We start from the raw sequence: 20,176 nt of genomic DNA, 5'->3' as shown, positions 1-20,176 counted from the left end.
CGNCGANCNNNTNTTCACNGCNTNNTGTNNCNCNGAGCAGGCGCCCGTGGTCAAGGANGCGTTCCGNCGCGCGTACAACAAGATCTCCCCGCCGTGCCGCATCAACGTCGAACGCGGCGAGGAACTGCTGGTCTCCTAACGGGCGATCCGACCTCTTTTGTCGCTGCCGCTGTACCCACAGCGTATGCTCCGGCTGGCGGTGACGACCAATGCCGAAACCTTCGACCGCATCGCCGAGCCGCTGGCCGACCGCGGGATTGAGGTCGAGCACTTACAGGCCAAGGAGCGAGCGATCCAGCTTACTGATCCCGACGCCCCACCTGAGTTCGATGTCGGCCTCGTCTCTCCCGGCCGGCTCATGGAGGGCGCGGCCGTCACCGCCCGCCTCGACATTCCGTGGGTCAACGGCCGCGACGCTGTTCTCACCTCTCGGAACAAAAGCGGCGTGCTCGCCGCGCTCGACGCCGCCGGCATCCCGGTTCCAGAGTCGGTGATGATCTCGAATCCAGTTGACGAGTCGGTCGTCGTCGACGCCGTCGCCGACCTCTCGTTTCCGGTCGTCGTCAAACCGAACTCGGCGACTCGCGGCGTCGGCGTCGCCAAAGCCAGCGATACCGATTCGCTGCTCGGGATCGTCGACTACCTCGATCTGATCCATGATTTTCGAGCGACCGGCGACAAATCCTACGTGATCCAAGAATTCCTGCCTGATGCCCGAGACTACCGGGCGATGGTGATCGACGGCGACTGCGTCGGCGGCGTCGAGCGTCGCCTGCCCGACGGCCTCGCCGAGGGCCGCTGGAAACACAACGTTCACCGCGGCGCCGAGGCGACCGGCGTCGACCTGCACGACTCCCATCGCCGCCTCGCCGAACGAGCGGCCGCCGAACTCGATATTCCATATCTCGGCGTCGATCTGTTGGAAACTGCCGACCGACTCGTCGTCAACGAAACGAACGCGCGGCCAACCGTTGATACGGCCGAAAAGTACGATGCAGATTTCTACGACCGACTGGCTGGGCTGATCCGGGAGACAGCAGACACCGAGTGATTATTCGACGTCGATGGCGGCGGAGTCGTCGGCGCGGTCGAAGGTGACGTGGAGGACGCCGTTGTTGAACGTCGCGTCCGCGGAGTGTTCGTCGACCGTTGCCGGCAGGCGGACGCGCTCGTCGTACTCGCGGTGGCCGGTGTGGGCCGTGATCGTCAGCGTCGTCCCGTCACACTGGAGATTGAGATCCGCTTTGTCGACACCCGGCAGATCCGCGACGAGCCGCACGACGCTGTCGTCCTCGTAGACATCGATATGCGTGTCGGCACCCGCGTCGTCGGTGCCGTTCATCTCGCCCATCATCCGCTCGATCTCGTCGAAGATGTCGCCGAACGGGTCGTCGCGGTCGTCGCTGTTCATACACGACCCTCTTTGAGAGGATTCGGCAAAAGGTTTCTGTCCGTTGGCAGGATGACACGTCGCTGCCGTCCCGTTGCCGGCGGGCGACGCTGGACCCGAGGGGCCGTTCGGGCGTTGTGTTTTCTCGCGTAAAACTTGTGTATTGTTCACACACGCCGCGCCGATGCGGGCTATTTTAAGTATCTGTAGAATCGTCATTCAGGCATGAGTAAATCATATTTAGACGCTGGTGAGGAGGTCGCCGAAGACGACGTCGTGCGAGTCGGGCTCAACGGCTTCGGTCGGATCGGTCGCAGTACGTTCCGTGCGGTCCTCGACAACCCCCGCGTCGAACTCGTCGGCATCAACGACGTGATGGACTTCGAGCAGATGGAGTACCTCGGCAAGTACGACACCATCATGGGCACCCTCGATGGCCTCGAACTCGACGGCGACGAGCTGACCATCGGTGGAACCTCGGTCTCGCTGCACAACGTCCAGAGTCCGTCGGACCTGCCGTGGGGCGAGTCAGATGTCGACGTTGCTTTCGAGTCGACCGGCATTTTCCGGACGAAAGAGGACGCCAGCCAGCATCTCGACGCCGGTGCCGACAAGGTCGTTATCTCCGCACCGCCGAAAGGCGAAAAGGACGTGCCCCAGCTCGTCTACGGTGTCAACCATGAGGACGACTACAACGGCGAGGACATCGTCTCCAACGCCTCCTGTACGACCAACTCCGTGACGCCGGTCGCCAAGGTGCTCGACGAGGAGTTCGGCATCAACACCGGCACGCTCACCACGGTTCACGCCTACACGGGCAGCCAGACACTGATCGACGCCCCCAAGAGCAAGGCCCGCCGTGGCCGCGCCGCCGCCGAAAACATCGTCCCGACCTCGACGGGTGCGGCACAGGCCGCCACCGAAGTCCTCCCGCAGCTGCAGGGCAAACTCGACGGGATGGCGATCCGCGTCCCCGTGCCGACCGGCTCGATCACCGAGCTCGTCGTCGATCTCGACGCTGATGTAACCGAAGAGGAAGTCAATGACGCCTTCCGCGATGCCGCCGACAGCGGCCCACTCGCGGGCGTCCTCGGCTACACTGACGACGAAGTCGTCTCCCGAGATATCGTCGGCCTGCCGTTCTCCTCGTACGCCGATCTCCAGTCGACCAACGTCATCGGCGACAACGGCCTCGTGAAGATCCTGACGTGGTACGACAACGAGTACGGCTTCTCGAACCGCATGCTCGATATGGCCGAGTTCCTCGTCGACGAATCCTAAGTCGACCGGCCTGCGGCCGGCGACCCGCGGCCGGCCGCTAGCATGGTTGGCGACCCCGTGTCTTTTCACCCTACCACCCGATTTCCGACATACCAATGGCATCTTTCAACACCATCGACGATCTCGACGACGCACAGCGCGTCCTCGTCCGGCTCGACCTGAACTCTCCGGTCGAGGACGGCAAGGTCCAGGATAACCGCCGCTTCCAGCGACACGCGAAAACGGTCAAAGAGCTTGCCGAGGCGGGCCACCGGGTCGTGCTCATGGCTCACCAGGGCCGCCCCGGCAACGACACCTTCGTCTCGCTGGACCAGCACGCCGACATCCTCGGCGGCTACATCGACCGCGAGATCCAGTTCGTCGACGACATCTACGGCGAGAAAGCCCTCGACGCCATCGATTCGCTCGAAGCCGGCGAGGTGCTGCTGCTGGACAACACTCGCATGAGCGACGACGAACTGCCCGAAGAGGACCCCGAAGTCAAAGCCGAAACCGAGTTCGTCCAGACGCTCGCGCCGCATTTCGACGCCTACATCAACGACGCCTACTCGGCCGCCCACCGGAAACACGCCTCGCTCGTCGGCTTCCCGCTCGTCCTGCCCGCCTTCGCCGGCCGTGTGATGGAAACCGAGTACGAGGCCAACACCGCCATCGCCAACCGCGAGTTCGACGGCCAGGTCACGATGGTCGTCGGCGGCACGAAAGCGACCGACGTGATCGGCGTGATGAACACGCTCGGCGACAAGATCGACACCTTCTGTATGGGCGGCATCGCCAGCCACCTATTCCTCCGAGCGGCGGGCTACGATGTCGGCTACGACCGCCACGAGGATCTCGACCTCTATGACACCCAGTGGGAGAACAACAAGGAAATCATTCAGGAGCTCTACGAGGAGCGGCGCGACCAGATCAAACTCCCCGAGGGCCTGGCCTACGAGGACGACGACGATGAGCGCGCCGAGCACACGAATGAAGAGCTCAACGCCGCCGACTACGACTACATGGATATTTCGGAGGCAACGGTCGACAAATACGATCCGATTATCCGGGACTCCGACGCGGTCTTCCTCAAAGGCGCGCTCGGCGTCTTCGAGGACGAGAAGTTCTCCGCCGGCACCGTCGGCGCGATCAAGGCCATCGCCGAAACCGACTGCTTCTCGGTGGTCGGTGGCGGCGACACCTCCCGCTCCATCGAGATGTACGGCATGGACGAGAACGACTTCGATCACGTCTCTATCGCCGGCGGCGCGTACATCCGCGCGCTTACCGGCGACGACCTGCCGGGCATCGAACTGCTGATTGACGCCGCGAACTAACGCTCGCCTCCCATCGCGGTGCGTACTTTCTTACTCGTCGCTGCCGACCTCTCAGTCATGCATATCGGCATCGTTTCCGACACGCACGACAACCTCGATCACGTCCAGCAAGCCGTTTCGCTGTTCGAAGCCGAAGGCGTCGACCACGTTATCCACTGCGGCGACATCATCGCGCCGTTTTCGGCGACGCCGTTCGACTCCGATAGTTTCGATTTTGTAGCCGTCCGCGGCAACAACGACGGCGAGTGGGCTCTGTCGAACGTCGTCGACGACTTCGGCAGCTATCTCGGCGAATCCGGCGATCTCACTCTCGATGGTGTCGATATCGCGGTCTACCACGGCACCAGCGAACAACTTCGGGAGGGGCTGGCTGACTCGGGTGATTACGACTACGTCTTCCACGGTCATACCCACGAGCGAACCGTCGATACCCACGGCGACGCGGTTCGCGTCAACCCCGGCGGCCTGCCGATTCCCGGTGCCGACAACGCGTTCCATGTCGCCACGCTCGATACTGAGTTGTCGGGCGAAGACGCGATCACCCATCACGAACTCGGTTGAGCGTTGTCGCGTAGCGGCACAATTCATATAATGTATGCACACCGTAGTTTGAACTAAGGTATGCCCCGAACCACCGCCACGATTCCCAACGACCTTACTGCGCTCATGGAGGGGGCAGTCAAAGCGGGGGTTTTCGAGAACAAGAGCGACGCCATTCGCCACGTGCTCCGAGACTACTTCGACGAACACGAGACCGCGCGGACCGCGGCGGCGGTGTCGCTGTACGCCGACGGCGAGATCACGCTCGGCACGGCAGCCCGGCTTGCCGGTGTCACTCGATTCGAGATGCGTGATATTCTCCGCGAGGAGGGTGTCGAACTCCGGTTCGGCCCCGAGGATATGGACGCTGCACGAGACGAGATCGATACCGCTCGCAACCTCGAATGACCGACCTCCCGGCCAACGCGACGGTGCTCAACACCACCGCGCTCTCGAACTTCGCGCAGGTCGATCACGTCGACCTCCTGCTGACACTCCCTCGACTCGTGACTGTCGACGCGGTTCACGCGGAGATCGACGCCGGAACCGACACGCATCCGTATCTCGCCCGCGCGCTGACCGTTCTCGAAACTGACATCCCAGTCGTCACGCCGTCCGAGAAAGCGGCGACACTGGAGACACAGCTTCTCGAAACGCTTGATCCAGGTGAGGCTCAGGCACTGGCTGTCGCCGAGGCCACCGACGGGCTCCTCGTTACTGACGATGGCGACGCACGGGCGACCGCGACCGATCGCGGCGTGGCCCTGACCGGCTCTATCGGTCTCCTCGTCCGATTCGTTGAAAACGGCCACATCACCGCAGAGACAGCAGACGACTACCTCAAACGCTGGATCGACGACGCGGGCTTCCGGTCGCCAGCCCGCGATTTCGATGTTTTTCTCGACGACGCTGACGAGGGTAACTGATAACCCGTCCCGTCGGCAACACCGCGTATGACCGACGCCGACCTGACTGACCCCGAACTGAGCGATGCCGCCCTGCGCGAGGCCGCACAGACGGCCCTCACGCAGTGTCTCGACCTCGGCAGCGACGAGACCTGCCTGATCGTCACCGACGACAAACGCGAGCGGATCGGCGAAACGCTGTATGCGGAAGCCAGCGAAATCACCGACGATCCCGTGATCGTCCGCTACCCGCCCGGCCCCCAGCACGGCGCGGAGCCGCCCGAACCCGTCGCCAGCGCGCTCGCATCGGCCGACGTGTTCCTCGCGCCAACGACGAAAAGTATCAGCCACACCCGCGCGCGCGGTGACGCCTGCGAGCAGGGTGCCCGCGGCGCGACACTGCCCGGCATCACGGAGTCGGTGTTCGTCACCGGCCTCGACGCCGACTACGACGCCATCGAAGCACACAGCGAATCACTCCACGAGCAGGTCAAAGATGCCGACGAAATCCGGGTCACGTCGCCGCAGGGCACCGACATCACCGTCGAGATCGGCGACCGCGAGTGGCTCCTCGACACCGGAATCGTCCACGACGACGGTGGTTTCTCGAATCTCCCAGCCGGGGAAATCTTCGTTAGCCCCGAAAGCGCAAACGGCACCTACGTTGTCGACGGCACGATGCGACCGCACGGGCTGTTGGATGCGGGCCAGCAACTCCGCTTCGAGGTCGAAGACGGCTACGTGACCGAAATTTCGGATGACGCGATCCGGAGCCAGATCGAAACCGCCGCTGAGGAAGTCGGCCGCGACGCCTACAACCTCGCCGAGTTGGGCATCGGCACCAACGTCGGCGTCGACGAACTCGTTGGCTCGGTCCTGCTCGATGAGAAGGCTGCTGGGACCGTCCACCTCGCTATCGGCGACAACGCGGCCATCGGCGGCGAGACCGACGCGCCGCTGCATCTCGATGGGATTCTCCGGGAGCCGACCGTCTACGCCGACGGCGAGGAAATCGAGTTACCCCGGTAATCGCCACGATCGGCGCGTGTCACACGGCTTTTACCCTCAGCCCCGGAAAGAGGGCCAATGAGCGATCTCGACGCCGGCGACACCGTGGCCCTCTCCTGCCCCGCGTGTTCGCCACACGACGACACCGTCCACGAGGTACTGAAACCGGGCGGCACCGTAACCGTCCGCTGCAACGACTGCGAGCACGTCCACAAAACGACGATCGAATCGACGCCGACTGTGGAAAAACGGGTTATCGTTTCCCAAGGCGGCGAGTCGATCAGCACGCAGGTCGACGCCGATCCCGAGGAGACGGTCGACGTGGGCGACGAGTTCATCGTTGATACACCCGAGGCGATCTTGCAGGCGAAGGTGACCAGCATCGAACTGCAGGACGGCGACACCCGCCCTGAGAGCGCGGTCATGGCAGACATCGAAGCGATCTGGACCCGCGCGGTCGATAACGTCTCGGTCAACGTGACGCTGCACCCGAACGACGGCTCGCGGGACCAAACGCGGAGCCTCACGGTCAACACGCCCGGCGACTACGAGTTCCGCGTCGGCGAAACCGAATCCTTCGGTGACGACGAGTTCACGATCACCGGCGTGTTGGTGCGGGACGACGCCGAGGGGTATCGCTTCGACAAGTTCGACGAGGACGGCGACATGGTCTACGCGAAGGACATCAAGCGCGTTTACGGGATCGACGAGCAGACGACCGCGTGGTCTGCGTGGTAAGGCGTTGTCTATCGAGTCAGTGACACCGGCGTTTCTACTGGAAACTGTGCTGCGACTACTGTAGCCCAGAAAGCCCTCGGCCGTTCCGGTCCCGCGAGTCGCTGCGCGCTTCGTCGCTCACTGCGTTCGCTCCTGCAGTGCTTGCATCCTCGGGGTTCCCGGAACGGCCTCGCCCTTTCAGTCCACCAGGAAGCCGGTTGATTGGTATGACGACGTAACCGGGCGTAACGGCTACATACGCGGTACGCCAACACCTACCATGGAGATGGCGACAGCCCGCGACCGGCTGGTCGACAGCCTCGTCGCCAACGAGATCATTACGAAGCAGAGCACCGCCGACGCGGTGCGGGCGGTGCCCCGCCACGAGTTCGTCGGCGCAGACCAACAGGAGCAGGCGTATCAGGATCGCCCCCTACCGATCGGCAACGACCAGACGATCAGCGCGCCGCATATCGTCGGGCAGATGCTCGATCTGATCGCTGTCGAACCCGGCGACCGCGTGCTCGAAATCGGCACCGGCTGCGGGTATCACGCCGCCGTCACCGCCGAAGTCGTCGGCGACGGCAATGTCTACAGCGTCGAGTACGACCGCGAACTCGGTGAGGCTGCACGGGAGCGACTTGCCGATCTCGGTTACGACGTATCGGTTCGCATCGGTGACGGCCGCAAGGGCTGGCCCGAACACGCGCCCTTCGATGCGAGCTATCTCACCTGTGCAGCCACCGAGCCGCCGTCGGCAGTGCTCGAACAGACAGCGACCGACGGCGTCGTCGTCGGGCCGTTCGGGGCGGGTCGTCAGGAACTCAAACGGCTCTCGCCGCAGCCTGACGGCACCTACGAGTCCGAGACGATCGCGCCGGTGCGGTTCGTCCCGATGCGCTGAGCCGCGGTGGGATTAAGCCGGTTGCGCCCCCAGCTTCGACAATGGATCACGAAACGCTCCGAGCCGATATGGTCGACGGGCTCGAACACGCCCTCGGACGACCGCTCGGAGCCGCAGTGCTGGACGCCCTGGGGACCGTACCCCGCCACGAGTTCGTTGACGACGCCTACGAGCCCGGTAGCGACGAGGTCGCCGGCTCCCGCGTGCTCGACCTCCGCACGGTCGCCCGTATGATCGCCGCCCTCGACGCCAACGAAGGCGACGACACGCTCGTCGTTGGCGCGGGCGTCGGCTACACGGCGGCCGTCCTCGCCGAGATCGTCGGCGGCCGGCACGTCCACGCGGTCGATATCGACCGCCAGCTCGTCCACATCGCCCGCGACAACCTCGCGGCGGCGGGCTACGACGCGGTGTTGGTCGACCGCCGCGACGGCGCGCGCGGCTTCCCCGAATACGCGCCCTTCGACCGGGTGTTGATCGAGAGCGCGGTACAGGACGTGCCGCGAGCGATCCGCGAACAACTCAGTGCGGAGGGCCGGATCGTCTTCCCGCGCGGGACGACCGACCAGACGCTCGTTGCTGTCGAACCCGTTGACGATGGTGGCCTCGAAGCGGTCGGAGAGTTCGGGCCCGTCGGCTTCCGGCCGATGTTGGTCGACGGCGAACAGCCCAGCGGCCACGAGCGCAACCGGACGCGGCGCGAGGACGCCGAATTCGACTCGCAGGGTTACTTCGCAAAGACGGGCTGGGAGTACGAGTGGCTGGACTGGGACGACCGACTGGACTCTCGGTAAGGAGAGTGATTCCTGCTTAGATACAGGCAGCCAAGCCGCTGGGTTGGCAGGCCGGTCAACCGAACTCCTGGCGGACTGAAAGGGCGAGTCCCGGGAGCCGAGCGCGTCGAGGGCTTTCTACACAATACTCTCAGCTACATTCTACCCACTACCGTATACAAGCGACACACTCAGGGTCGTTGCGGGCCAACGGAAGCTGTGGCCGAATCAGAGTCCGCCCCAGACGACGAGCCCGCCGACGAGGCTACCGACGCCTTTGCAGCCCTGACGCTGAAAGAGCGGATCGCCGTCGCCACGGCGCAGGACCCGACGAAAGCAATGGCCGTCCTCGTGTTGTTCCTGTTCGCGCTGGCGTTCTTCGTCGCGCTCGTGCTTGCCTTCCCCGGTGTGGCGGTGCTGTTCGTCCTCGGAACGCTCGTCCTCGCCGGGCTGGCGGTCGCGGGCTACGTTTTCCTCACGCGCGTCGAGAACTAACCACCGGAAAGCCTACCTCAGCCGCGGCCGCTGACTCGGGTATGACCGGCTGGCAGCGACTCGACTCGGTAACAGAATACGATTGCGGCTGGTTTTCGGCGGGCTACGACCGCGTGATCGAACCCTCGGGCGCGGAAGCCGACTACTACTGGGTCGATCAACCCAAAGACGGCCTCGGCATCGTCGCGGTTACCGACGACGACCGCGTGGCGATGGTCGAACAGTACCGTCCGAAACTGGAGGAATCCTTCGTCGAGTGCCCCGGCGGCCACGTCGAACCCGGCGAGTCCTACGTTGAGGCCGCCGCACGCGAACTCAAGGAGGAAACCGGGCTCTCGGCCGACGACTGCACGTTGCTCTCGACGTACTACCCGAGTGCGACGATGCGCTATCAGCGGGGGCTGGTCGTCGCCACCGGGTTGGAAGCCGGCGACGCCGATCCCGACGACAGCGAGTACATCGAGTGGCGGTTCATGGCCGTCGAGGACGCCATCGAATCGGCGAAAACGTCGCCGACGACGGGTTGGACGCTGACAGCGTTGTTGGCGGCGCGTGAGGAAGGGTATATTTGATCGGCTAACTCAGACCGGACGCCACGCTTTCTTTCGGTTTTCGCGGATGGTGGCCTCCATCGCTTCGGCCAACGCTTCGCGCTCGGCGGCGGATGCGTCGTCATCGACGAGCATGCCACGGCCTGCTGCATTGGTGGTTTTTTCGAGAATGGGTCCCTTGTCGGTCATTTCCCACCGAAGTTCGTCGCCTTCGGAGAGATCCATTTCCTCGCGGAGTGGCTCGGGAATTGTGGTCTTCCCGTTCTGCTCAAGAAAAGTTGTCAGAATATTGTTTTCGATGGTCATATCTAATTCTACAGAACAGTTACTCGTCTTTTTCCCACCTTAATTCATCATATTCTTTCTGCCTCTGTTTGAACATGTCTCGTCTAGCTGCCTCCGAGTAAAATTCTTCCTTACTGATTTTATCCTCCTGATGAAGGAGCATTAGACTTCTCTCATCCAAGGACTCTAAATCCTGTTCTACCAAGGAATCAAGATCGTCTCCGAGCGTTATATCCATATTCACAGTCAAATCTTCGATATCAAAACCCTGCTTACGAAATACCCGATGTATTCCTCGGTTTATTATATCCTCAAATAGGTTGAGCAATTCTTCTGCCTCTTCTTGTTTTGTTTCAAGATTCATTTCATCTGGAGCCGTTTGATCCACGAATGGGCTCGGTTTTATATTGGAATCTGGATCGATGTCATTGTCCTTTAGAAACGGGCTTATATTTGCATTAAGTCGGAGAAGTAATGCTAATATTTCACCGGCTTCAAGAGTTCCCAATTTTACTTTTTTTGATATCTGCTCTATATCGCGCGTTTCTGAATGTCGCTGAAATATAATTAAATCTGAGATAGTGTTTGCGACTCGTTCCCTAATCCTACTTCTGATGGTTCGTTCGCGCTGCGATCCAGCTTCAACATCTAGATCTCCCGCAAGGTAGTGCCTCTGTGTGTCTGTAAGCATGCCTGGGCCGAACTTCTCAAGTTCTTCATCCGTATCAGGCATCGTTACACTACCTTGTAACGCATTACACTTAATAGTATGGCTGATATACACGTCTCTGTCGGCAGAGGACTGTCGATGAAAAGTGCGCCGCCGGCCTTCCACAACAGACGGCGCACGTGACATCCCACGCCACCGAGGGATCAAGCTCGGTGCCGAGGTGCCAATATCTATGCATTGCATCATATTGGGTCCTTCGGCCTGAGTACAGTCGGTGGCACAAATCGCTAGCCATGAAATACGAAGACGACAACTCAGAGGAGGTACCGCCTGCGAAGGAACCAGCAGCGACACCACTATTTTCAGCTGAAGATCTTTCTCTCTCAGACTATCCCGTTATTCACGTTCCAGAGAAACGGCTCTATGCTCTTGCTGAGAATGCTCGTCATTTTGCAGAACAGTGGGAGGGGAGTACGGACAACTTTCTCAAGGGTCTCCTTGGTGAGTTTTGTTACGCGAAGCCGCTCGGAAAAGTGCAGGACCTTGATACTGAGATCTACCCCGATGGTGGTGACGGTGGTAGCGATCTCAATTACCGTGGGGCAACTATTGATGTGAAAACTGTCGGGCAACACCGGAGCGATCCCGCACTAACGGTTGATGCGTACAAACCTCTTCGAGCGGATTACTACGCCTTAGCTAGTCGTATTAGCAAGACAGATATTCGCTTAATCGGATATGCACCGAGAAAATTCGTTGCGAACGCACCGACCCGCCAGCACAACGGCAAACCGTATCACATTGTCGAACAGCGGTATTTGTTTCCGTTCCCCAGCGCGTTCGTCTAACCGCTGAACGCGATTCGCAAAACTGTCGAGACAGGATTAGGATCTTACTCGCCGCCGTCGGCCCGCGCTTCCGTCGCCGAATCATCCCACGGGCTCACATCGACACCGTGGCTTTCGAGGTAGTCGCGGATCTCGTCCTGCTGCTCCGCCAGCCCGTCTCGCAGTTCCTCGATCTCCTCGTCGGTCATCGGCTCTAGTCTATCTGATGCCATTCTTCGAATCTCCGTATGTAGCCTTCGAGGTGCTCTCTCAAGTGTTCTTCGGCGCGGTTGAGGGCGACGTTCGACGGGAGCGGCGGTGTCAGTTCGTGACTCTCGATTTTCTCACCGTCGCGGTAGATGTCGATGTGAAGCCCCTCCTCGGTCACGTCGTGGGCGGCTTCGCTGCTGCCTTCGCTGTCGTGATCGTACCGGACTACTTCGTCCCACTCGTCTTCGACGATGTTGCGCCCATACTCCAACTGGACGACGAACCGTGTGACGACACCGCGTTCGATGTCGAGGCCGAGCCGGCGGCGGGATCGACGACCCGCTCGCTCTGTGAACTCCCTGTCGTAGTCCCGCGGTTTCTTTTCACCCATCGCACTCGCCCCCGTCTCTCTGCGGCATCGGATAAAAATCTGGACGTGGAGAGCCCGGAGCGGGATTTGAACCACAGTCGTTCCGCTCACTCTGTTCGCGTCACTCCTTGGTTCAAATCCCTTCTGGGGTATTTGCGGCTCACGGTGACCCTCGCACACGCTACGCGGTGCTCGGGAGCGTTGTTCGCCGCAAAAGGACGCCCGGAGCGGGATTTGAACCCGCGTCACGACCGTGACAGGGTCGTATGATGGGCCACTACACCATCCGGGCTGACGCATCTCGTCGTACCCCGGTTAGATAAATAAGGCTTCTCTTTTGGCCGTCGGGACGGCCCTGCCAACACGCCACATGCGCCACTGCCGCAAACTCTTTATTGGAGTCTCCCGTTTGTGGAGGTGTCACGTTCGTTGGGGTCGATGAGCCGGTGGGCTCAGCCGAGTTAGCAATCGTTAAATGGCCTGACTGAGTAACCCGCTGTAGTATCTCGTGATCATCGTTTCTTCAATCAACCCAACGCCATGGTAGACGTAAGCCAACACGAACTCGTCCCTGACCATATCCCCATCGAGGGAGCCGAACTCGACTCGGTTCTCGACGAGTATGGGCTCAAGCGCACTGACCTGCCCGAGATCAAAGACGACGACCCGGCCCTTCCGGAGGAGGCCGAGGTCGGCGACGTGATCAAGATCGTCCGCGACTCACGCACGGCAGAAACATCAGTCTCCTACCGACAGGTGGTCGNNNNAATGAACCGACAGGACCGACGCNCCGTCTCNNGNGAGTACTTCTCGNNNGANCGNCTCGCGGAACACCACTTCCGCTCGTTCAACGCGTTCCTCGGCCGAGGGATGCAGCGAGTCGTCGACGAGAAAGAGAGCATCGACACGGACATCGGCGACAAGGAGGGCCAGGAGCCGGTCNNNGTCGANCTCGGCGACNTNCGNATCNNGACGCCGCGNGTCCGGGAGGCNGACGGCTCCGANGAACTCCTCTTCCCGCAGGAAGCCCGACTCCGCAACATCACCTACGCCGCTCCGGTCTTCATGGAGATGTCCATCGTCCGCGGNGGCGACGAGGANCCCGAANNNGTCGTCGACNCNNCNGANACNAAGNTCGGCCGNATGCCGATCATGGTCGGCTCCTCGAAATGTAACATCACGGACTTCACCGAGGAGGAGCTCATCGAGATCGGCGAGGACCCCGCCGACCCCGGCGGCTACTTCATCGTCAACGGCTCCGAGCGGGTGCTGATGACGAGCGAGGACCTCGCACCGAACAAGATCCTCGCCGAGTACGACACGAAGTACGGCGACGAGATTCAGGTCGCNAAGACNTTNNNCCANCGCCGNGGCTANCGNGCGCTNGTNCTNTGTGAGCGNAACCGNNANGGNCTGCTCGANGTNAGCTTCCCNTCCGTCTCCGGGAGCNTCAACTTCGTGACGCTCGTCCGCGCGCTCGGACTCGAATCCGACGAGGAAATCGTCCACCGCGTGAGCGACGACCCGGAGATCGTGAAGTTCATGCTGGAGAACCTGGAGGCCGCAGAGGTCCAGACGACCAGCGAGGCGATCGAGACGCTGGGGAAGCGCGTCGCCTCCGGTCAGGGGAAGAACTACCAGCTGAAACGGGCGAACTACGTCATCGACCGCTATCTCCTCCCGCATCTCCACGAGGAGGGCGTCGAGGACGAGGAGACCCGGATGAACAAGGCGGTGTATCTCTGCCGGATGGCCGAGGCGTGTTTCGAACTCGCGTTGGGCCGCCGCGAATCGGACGACAAGGACCACTACGCAAACAAGCGGCTGAAGGTGTCGGGCGACCTGATGAAGGACCTGTTCCGCACGGCGCTGAACAAGCTGGCCCGCGACGTGAAGTACCAGCTCGAACGCGCGAACATGCGGAACCGNNANCTCTCNGTNNNNACNGTNGTCCGCTCGGACGTGCTNACCGAACGGCTCGAACACCCGATCGCCACCGGCAACTGGGTCGGCGGCCGCTCGGGCGTCTCACAGCTGGTCGATCGCACCGACCACATGGGCGTTCTGTCACACCTNCGNCGNCTCCGCTCGCCNCTNNNNCGGAGCCANCCNCACTTCGANGCNCGCGACCTCCACGCGACACAGTGGGGTCGCATCTGTCCCTCCGAGACGCCGGAGGGGCCGAACTGTGGGCTCGTGAAGAACTTCGCGCAGGCGATGGAGCTGTCACAGNACNTCGAGGACGANNNGGAACTGAANCGNGAACTNNCGTCGATGGGAGTCGAGGGGATCCCAGGTATCGACGGCATCGAACGAACAACCCCTGCGGACGACTAACCAATGGCTCAATCACGAGAAGCGAAAGTCTACGTCAACGGGAGCCTCGTCGGCACCCACCCGGACCCGGAACAGCTTGCCGAACAGATCCGCGATGCCCGCCGCCGCGGCGACGTGAGCGATATGGTCAACGTCTCCGTGCGCGGCCGCACCCAAGAGGTCATCATCAACGCCGACGCCGGTCGGGCCCGCCGCCCGCTGATCGTCGTTGAGGACGGCGAACCGCTGCTCGGCGACGAGGAAATCGAGGCCGTCGAGAACGGCGACCTCGAATTCGAGGACCTCGTTGAGCGCGGCTACGTCGAATTCATCGACGCCGAGGAAGAGGAAGACATCCTCGTCGGCGTCGACGAGAACGACCTNACCGAGGANCACACNCACCTCGANNTNGANCCNNNGCTCATCTTCGGNATCGGTGCCGGGATGATCCCCTACCCCGAGCACAACGCCTCGCCCCGTATCACGATGGGGTCGGGGATGATCAAGCAGTCGCTCGGGCTGCCGGCGGCGAACTACCGCATTCGTCCGGACACCCGCCAACACCTGCTGCACTATCCGCAGCTGTCGCTGGTGAAGACCCAGACGACCGAGCAGATCGGCTACGACGACCGGCCGGCCGCACAGAACTTCGTCGTCGCCGTGATGTCCTACGAGGGGTTCAACATCGAGGACGCGCTGGTCCTGAACGGCGGGTCGGTCGACCGNGCNCTNGCNCGCTCGCACTTCTTCCGNACCTANGAGGGCGAGGAGCGNCGCTACCCCGGCGGNCAGGAGGACCGCTTCGANATCCCCGANNAGGACGTNCGCGGNGCCCGCGGCGAGGACGCGTACACACACCTCGACGAGGACGGCCTCGTCAATCCCGAGACGCGGGTCGGCGAGAACGACGTGCTGCTCGGGAAGACGTCGCCGCCGCGGTTCCTCGAGGAACCCGACGACATGGGCGGCCTCTCGCCGCAGAAGCGCCGCGAGACGTCGGTAACGATGCGCTCGGGCGAGTCGGGCGTCGTCGACACCGTGACGCTGATGGAGGGCGAGGACGGCTCGAAGCTCTCGAAGGTGTCCGTGCGCGACGAACGCATCCCCGAACTCGGGGACAAGTTCGCGTCGCGACACGGCCAGAAGGGAGTCGTCGGCCACNTCGCCCCGCAGGANGANATGCCGTTCACGCAGGANGGNNTCGTCCCNGACCTCNTNCTCAANCCGCACGCGCTGCCNTCGCGGATGACCGTCGGCCACATCCTCGAGATGCTCGGCGGCAAGGTCGGCTCGCTGGAAGGNCGCCGCGTCGACGGCACNNCNTTCNNNGGCGANGACGAGNNNGANCTCCGNGNNNCGCTCGNNGANNACGGCTTCAANTCCTCCGGCAAGGAGGTCATGTACTCNGGNGTCNCCGGNGAGAANATCGANGCCGAGATNTTCGTCGGCGTCATCTTCTACCAGAAGCTCTACCACATGGTCTCGAACAAAATCCACGCCCGCTCCCGCGGGCCGGTGCAGGTGCTCACGCGCCAGCCCACCGAGGGGCGCGCCCGGGAGGGTGGCCTCCGNGTCGGNGAGATGGANCGCGACNNGNTCATCGGNCACGGCGCGTCGATGGTGCTCAACGAACGCCTGCTGGAATCCTCCGACAAGGAGACGGTCTACGTCTCCGAGGACACCGGCATGATCGCCGTCGAGGATCGGGAGCAACGCCGGGTGTACGATCCGGCGACCGGCAGCGAGGACAACATCCACGAACTCGACGTGAGCTACGCGTTCAAGCTCCTCCTTGATGAGATGATGGCGCTCGGCATCCGACCAACGCTCGAACTCGAAGACGCGGTCTAAGATACAATGTCAATGCAAACACCAAAACAGCTCGGCGGGATCGATTTCGGACTGATGGANCCCGAGNNGTANCGNGANATNTCGGCNACGAAGGTCATCACGGCCGACACGTACGACGACGACGGCTTCCCCATCGACATGGGGCTGATGGACCCGCGGCTGGGTGTCATCGACCCCGGCCTCGAGTGTAAGACGTGCGGGAAACACTCCGGCTCGTGTAACGGCCACTTCGGCCACATCGAGCTGGCCGCGCCCGTCATCCACGTCGGNTTNNCGANGCTCATCCGNCGNCTCCTGCGAGCGACCTGTCGTGAATGCGGGCACCTGACGCTCACCGAGATGGAGATGGAGGAGTTCCGCGAGGAACTCGACCGCGTCAAAGACCTCGGTAAGGACCCCGACACGGTGCTCAAAGCAGCCGTTCGACAGGCCCGGAAAGCCGGCACTTGTCCACACTGCTCGGAGCCACAGGCTGACATCAAACACGAGAAGCCGACGACCTACTACGAGGTCCAAAACGTGCTGTCGGGCGAATACTCCGAGATCATCGCCGAAGCGATGCAGCCCGACGAGGACGACGAAGACGACGAGGGGATGAGCCCGCAAGCTCTCGCCGAAGAGACGGGGATCGCCCTCGACCGGATCAACCAGATCCTCGGCGGCGAGTTCCGTCCCCGCGACGAAGGCCGCCGCGCCCTCGAAAAGGCAATCGATGTCGACCTCACCGAGGANGACATGAACAAGCTGATGCCCTCGGANATNCGNGACTGGTTCGAGNANATNCCNNACGAGGACATCGANNNGCTCGGNATCGACGCCNNGNANTCCCGGCCGGAGTGGATGATCATGACCGTCCTCCCCGTTCCGCCGGTCACCGCCCGCCCGTCGATCACCCTCGACAACGGCCAGCGATCCGAGGACGACCTGACCCACAAGCTGGTGGACATCATCCGCATCAATCAGCGGTTCATGGAGAACCGCGAAGCCGGTGCCCCGCAACTCATTATCGAGGACCTCTGGGAACTGCTGCAGTACCACGTCACCACCTTTGTCGATAATGAGATTTCGGGGACGCCGCCGGCGCGACACCGCTCGGGGCGACCTCTCAAAACCCTCAGCCAGCGACTCAAGGGCAAGGAGGGTCGCTTCCGCGGCTCGCTTTCAGGGAAGCGTGTCAACTTCTCGGCGCGAACCGTCATCTCGCCGGACCCGACGCTGAGTCTCAACGAGGTCGGCGTGCCCGACCGCGTCGCCAGCGAGATGACGATCACGATCAACGTCACCGAACGCACCATCGAGGAGGCCAAACAGTACGTCGCCAACGGCCCCGAAACCCACCCCGGCGCGAACTACGTCAAACGACCTGACGGTCGTCGCCTCAAAGTGACCGAGAAGAACTGCGAGGANCTCGCCNNGAANNTNNANGNCGGCTGGGANGTGTCCCGACACCTCATCGACGGCGACATCGTGATCTTCAACCGCCAGCCGTCGCTCCACCGGATGTCCATCATGGCCCACGAGGTGGTCGTGATGCCGTACAAGACGTTCCGGCTGAACACCGTCGTCTGTCCGCCGTACAACGCTGACTTCGACGGCGACGAGATGAACATGCACGCGCTGCAGAACGAAGAGGCGCGTGCCGAGGCGCGCGTGCTGATGCGCGTTCAAGAACAGATCCTCTCGCCGCGGTTCGGNGANAACATCATCGGNGCNATNCAGGACCACATCTCNGGAACCTATCTGCTCACTCACGACAACCCACACTTCACGGAGACGCAGGCACTCGACCTGCTGCGAGCGACGCAGGTCGACGAACTGCCCGAGCCCGACGGCACCGACGAGACCGGCGAGTACTGGACCGGCCGCACGGTCTTTTCACTTCTGTTGCCGGACGACCTCGACCTCGAATTCGACTCCTCGGCCGGCGACGAGGTCGTCATCGAGGACGGCCAGCTCCTGCAGGGGACAATTGACGAGGACGCCGTCGGCGCGTTCGGCGGCGAGATCGTCGATACCATCGTCAAGAAACACTCCGAGACCCGCGCNCGNGTNTTCATCAACGANGTNGCNNCGCTGGCGATGCGNGCNATCATGCACTTCGGCTTCTCNATCGGNATCGACGACGAGTCGATCCCGCCGGTCGCCGACGAGCAGGTCGATGAGGCTATCGACAACGCTTACGACCGCATCGACGAACTCATTTCGGCTTACCGCGCTGGCGACCTCGAATCGCTGCCCGGCCGGACGGTCGACGAGACCNTNGAGATGAANATCATGCAGGCGCTCGGCCGCGCCCGCGACTCGGCCGGCGACATCGCCGACGAACATCTCGACGAGGAGAACCCGGCGGTCGTGATGGCTCGCTCGGGTGCGCGTGGGTCGATGCTGAACCTCACGCAGATGGCCGCCTGCGTCGGCCAACAGGCCGTTCGCGGCGAGCGAATCAACCGCGGTTACGAGGACCGCACCCTCAGCCACTACCGGCCGAACGACCTCTCCGCGGACGCCCACGGCTTCGTGGAGTCCTCCTACCGGCAGGGGCTNNNCCCCCGGGAGTTCTTCTTCCACGCGATGGGTGGCCGCGAGGGGCTCGTGGACACGGCGGTCCGAACCTCGAAGTCCGGCTACCTCCAGCGCCGGCTCATCAACGCGCTGTCCGAGCTGGAGACGCAGTACGACGGCACCGTCCGCGACACGNNNGANANNNTCGTNCAGTTCGANTTCGGCGAGGACAGCACTTCGCCGGTCAAGGTCTCCTCCAGCGAGGACCACACGATCGACGTCGAGGGGATCACCGACCGCGTCGTCGACGCCGAGTTTGAGAGCGAAACCGAAAAGGAAGCGTTCCTCAACCCATCGGAGCCGCCGACGAACCTCTCGGAGCGTGCGGAAGCCAGCCGGTTCGAGGAGGTGGAGTCCGATGACTGAGTACGACCACGTCACTGACGACATCCGCGCCGTCGTCGAGGACACCGAACTCCCGCGTCGCCTGCGCGAGCGGGTCTATGACACCATCGAGGATCGGGAGGGCGTGACGACCGAGCAGGCCGACGAGATCGCCCAAGCCGTCGAAGCCGAGTTCCTCGACACCCGNATCGANCCGCTNGANCCCGNCGGCACCGTCTCNGCNCANTCNATCGGNGAGCCNGGNACGCAGATGACGATGAACACGTTCCACTACGCCGGTGTCGCCGAGATCGACGTGACACAGGGGCTCCCCCGGCTCATNGANCTNGTNGACGCCCGNAAGNNNCCNGANACGCCGANGATGNNNGTGTATCTCGAAGACGAGTACGCCGAAAACCGCGAGAAAGCCCACGAAGTCGTCTGGGCACTCGAAGCGACGAAGATCCTCGCGCTGGGTGACGTGTCAACCAATGTCGCCGACATGGTCGTCCGGATCGACCTCAACGAGGAGACGCTGTTGGAGCGGTGGCCGACCGCCGACGCCGCCGAACCCGTCGCCACCGAGATCGCCGAGACCATCGAGGACGCCCTCGGCGTCGACACCCGCCAGCAGGGGATGGCCATCGAGTTCGGCCCACAGGAGCCGAGTTATCGGGAACTCCTCCAGCTGGTCGAACAGCTTCGGGAGATCGTCTTCAAAGGGATCGAGGACATCAGCCGCGTCGTCATCCGCAAGGAGGAAACCGACGAGGGCGAGGAGTTCGTTCTCTACACCGAGGGGTCGGCCTTCGGCGACGTGCTCACGATCGAGGGCGTCGACGCCAGCCGCTCGACCTGTAACAACATCCACGAGATCNACG

The 20,176-nt window shown here is 62.6% G+C and carries 21 protein-coding genes, 1 tRNA gene and 3 pseudogenes (2 of these 25 running past the window's edge); 19 read left to right on the top strand and 6 right to left on the bottom strand.

The annotated features are described in order from the left end of the window. Positions 1 to 139, top strand: a pseudogene (locus EGH24_RS09385) (50S ribosomal protein L16) (it extends 395 nt beyond the left edge of the window). Positions 140 to 184: 45 nt separating this feature from the next. Next, positions 185 to 1,051 (top strand): ATP-grasp domain-containing protein, encoded by an 867-nt coding sequence (locus EGH24_RS09380; RefSeq protein ID WP_142979882.1) that lies wholly within the window; start codon positions 185 to 187, stop codon positions 1,049 to 1,051. On the opposite strand, the gene EGH24_RS09375 is transcribed toward EGH24_RS09380, so the two are convergent. Beyond that, positions 1,052 to 1,411, bottom strand: coding sequence for an Hsp20/alpha crystallin family protein (locus EGH24_RS09375; protein WP_142979881.1), 360 nt, complete (start codon positions 1,409 to 1,411; stop codon positions 1,052 to 1,054). It lies immediately after the preceding gene. Between the two features lie 204 nt (positions 1,412 to 1,615). On the opposite strand from EGH24_RS09375, the gene gap reads away from it, so the two are divergent. From gap to EGH24_RS09320, 11 genes are all read left to right on the top strand, one after another. Then, complete coding sequence (gene gap, locus EGH24_RS09370; protein ID WP_142979880.1) at positions 1,616 to 2,671, top strand: type I glyceraldehyde-3-phosphate dehydrogenase; 1,056 nt, start codon at positions 1,616 to 1,618, stop codon at positions 2,669 to 2,671. A gap of 95 nt (positions 2,672 to 2,766) precedes the next feature. Beyond that, positions 2,767 to 3,987 (top strand): phosphoglycerate kinase, encoded by a 1,221-nt coding sequence (locus tag EGH24_RS09365; protein ID WP_142979879.1) that lies wholly within the window; start codon positions 2,767 to 2,769, stop codon positions 3,985 to 3,987. A 57-nt stretch (positions 3,988 to 4,044) separates the two neighbouring features. After that, positions 4,045 to 4,548 (top strand): metallophosphoesterase, encoded by a 504-nt coding sequence (locus tag EGH24_RS09360; protein ID WP_142979878.1) that lies wholly within the window; start codon positions 4,045 to 4,047, stop codon positions 4,546 to 4,548. Between the two features lie 60 nt (positions 4,549 to 4,608). Next, positions 4,609 to 4,935, top strand: a complete 327-nt coding sequence (locus EGH24_RS09355; protein WP_142979877.1) for a UPF0175 family protein — start codon at positions 4,609 to 4,611, stop codon at positions 4,933 to 4,935. Then, positions 4,932 to 5,453: a twitching motility protein PilT gene (locus EGH24_RS09350; RefSeq protein ID WP_142979876.1), complete on the top strand. Its 522-nt coding sequence runs from the start codon at positions 4,932 to 4,934 to the stop codon at positions 5,451 to 5,453. Before EGH24_RS09355 ends, EGH24_RS09350 begins: the two co-directional genes overlap by 4 nt. Positions 5,454 to 5,480: 27 nt before the next feature. After that, positions 5,481 to 6,461, top strand: a complete 981-nt coding sequence (locus tag EGH24_RS09345; RefSeq protein ID WP_142979875.1) for an aminopeptidase — start codon at positions 5,481 to 5,483, stop codon at positions 6,459 to 6,461. 57 nt (positions 6,462 to 6,518) lie between these two features. Beyond that, a complete protein-coding gene (locus EGH24_RS09340; RefSeq protein WP_142979874.1) occupies positions 6,519 to 7,178 on the top strand; it encodes an HVO_0476 family zinc finger protein in 660 nt (219 codons plus the stop codon). Positions 7,179 to 7,437: 259 nt separating this feature from the next. Beyond that, a complete protein-coding gene (locus tag EGH24_RS09335) occupies positions 7,438 to 8,061 on the top strand; it encodes a protein-L-isoaspartate(D-aspartate) O-methyltransferase (protein WP_142979873.1) in 624 nt (207 codons plus the stop codon). A gap of 41 nt (positions 8,062 to 8,102) precedes the next feature. Next, a complete protein-coding gene (locus EGH24_RS09330) occupies positions 8,103 to 8,855 on the top strand; it encodes a protein-L-isoaspartate O-methyltransferase family protein (protein WP_142979872.1) in 753 nt (250 codons plus the stop codon). Between the two features lie 198 nt (positions 8,856 to 9,053). Continuing rightward, entirely contained in the window at positions 9,054 to 9,329 is a 276-nt protein-coding gene (locus tag EGH24_RS09325) for a hypothetical protein (protein ID WP_142979871.1), read from the top strand. A 41-nt stretch (positions 9,330 to 9,370) separates the two neighbouring features. Next, complete coding sequence (locus EGH24_RS09320) at positions 9,371 to 9,901, top strand: NUDIX hydrolase (RefSeq protein ID WP_142979870.1); 531 nt, start codon at positions 9,371 to 9,373, stop codon at positions 9,899 to 9,901. Between the two features lie 9 nt (positions 9,902 to 9,910). On the opposite strand, the gene EGH24_RS09315 is transcribed toward EGH24_RS09320, so the two are convergent. Both EGH24_RS09315 and EGH24_RS09310 read right to left on the bottom strand, forming a co-directional pair. Next, positions 9,911 to 10,186, bottom strand: coding sequence for an AbrB family transcriptional regulator (locus EGH24_RS09315; protein ID WP_142979869.1), 276 nt, complete (start codon positions 10,184 to 10,186; stop codon positions 9,911 to 9,913). 19 nt (positions 10,187 to 10,205) lie between these two features. Beyond that, complete coding sequence (locus EGH24_RS09310; protein WP_142979868.1) at positions 10,206 to 10,898, bottom strand: hypothetical protein; 693 nt, start codon at positions 10,896 to 10,898, stop codon at positions 10,206 to 10,208. Between the two features lie 230 nt (positions 10,899 to 11,128). Here EGH24_RS09310 and EGH24_RS09305 point away from each other — a divergent pair, with 230 nt between their 5' ends. Continuing rightward, positions 11,129 to 11,683, top strand: a complete 555-nt coding sequence (locus EGH24_RS09305) for a hypothetical protein (protein WP_142979867.1) — start codon at positions 11,129 to 11,131, stop codon at positions 11,681 to 11,683. Between the two features lie 44 nt (positions 11,684 to 11,727). Here EGH24_RS09305 and EGH24_RS15365 read toward each other — a convergent pair whose 3' ends face one another. From EGH24_RS15365 to EGH24_RS09295, 3 genes are all read right to left on the bottom strand, one after another. After that, a complete protein-coding gene (locus EGH24_RS15365) occupies positions 11,728 to 11,895 on the bottom strand; it encodes a hypothetical protein (RefSeq protein WP_185903290.1) in 168 nt (55 codons plus the stop codon). Continuing rightward, the gene (locus EGH24_RS09300; RefSeq protein WP_246057941.1) at positions 11,877 to 12,353 is read right to left on the bottom strand and encodes a DUF7718 family protein; all 477 of its coding nucleotides are present in this window, start codon (positions 12,351 to 12,353) and stop codon (positions 11,877 to 11,879) included. The genes EGH24_RS15365 and EGH24_RS09300 overlap by 19 nt, the downstream gene beginning before the upstream one ends. Before the next feature lie 108 nt (positions 12,354 to 12,461). Continuing rightward, positions 12,462 to 12,534 (bottom strand) — tRNA-Asp (locus EGH24_RS09295). Positions 12,535 to 12,782: 248 nt separating this feature from the next. On the opposite strand from EGH24_RS09295, the pseudogene EGH24_RS15945 reads away from it, so the two are divergent. From EGH24_RS15945 to rpoA2, 5 genes and pseudogenes are all read left to right on the top strand, one after another. After that, positions 12,783 to 13,004 (top strand): annotated as a pseudogene (locus tag EGH24_RS15945) (DNA-directed RNA polymerase subunit H); the annotation flags it as partial. Positions 13,005 to 13,010: 6 nt separating this feature from the next. Next, complete coding sequence (locus EGH24_RS09290) at positions 13,011 to 14,579, top strand: DNA-directed RNA polymerase subunit B'' (RefSeq protein ID WP_221886730.1); 1,569 nt, start codon at positions 13,011 to 13,013, stop codon at positions 14,577 to 14,579. Between the two features lie 3 nt (positions 14,580 to 14,582). Continuing rightward, positions 14,583 to 16,409 carry a DNA-directed RNA polymerase subunit B gene (gene rpoB, locus EGH24_RS09285; RefSeq protein WP_142979865.1) on the top strand — a complete coding sequence of 609 codons (1,827 nt, stop codon included), beginning with the start codon at positions 14,583 to 14,585 and terminating at the stop codon, positions 16,407 to 16,409. Between the two features lie 12 nt (positions 16,410 to 16,421). Next, positions 16,422 to 19,337, top strand: a pseudogene (locus tag EGH24_RS09280) (DNA-directed RNA polymerase subunit A'). After that, positions 19,330 to 20,176 carry the 5' portion of a DNA-directed RNA polymerase subunit A'' gene (gene rpoA2 / locus EGH24_RS09275; RefSeq protein WP_142979864.1) on the top strand. Its footprint extends 356 nt past the window's final position, so only the first 847 of its 1,203 coding nucleotides appear in the window; it begins with the start codon at positions 19,330 to 19,332; its stop codon lies beyond the right edge, outside the window. Before EGH24_RS09280 ends, rpoA2 begins: the two are co-directional and overlap by 8 nt.

The sequence above is a fragment of the Halonotius terrestris genome, assembly GCF_006861665.1.
Lineage (GTDB): Archaea > Halobacteriota > Halobacteria > Halobacteriales > Haloferacaceae > Halonotius > Halonotius terrestris.
This window is presented reverse-complemented; position numbering and strand designations above follow the sequence as displayed.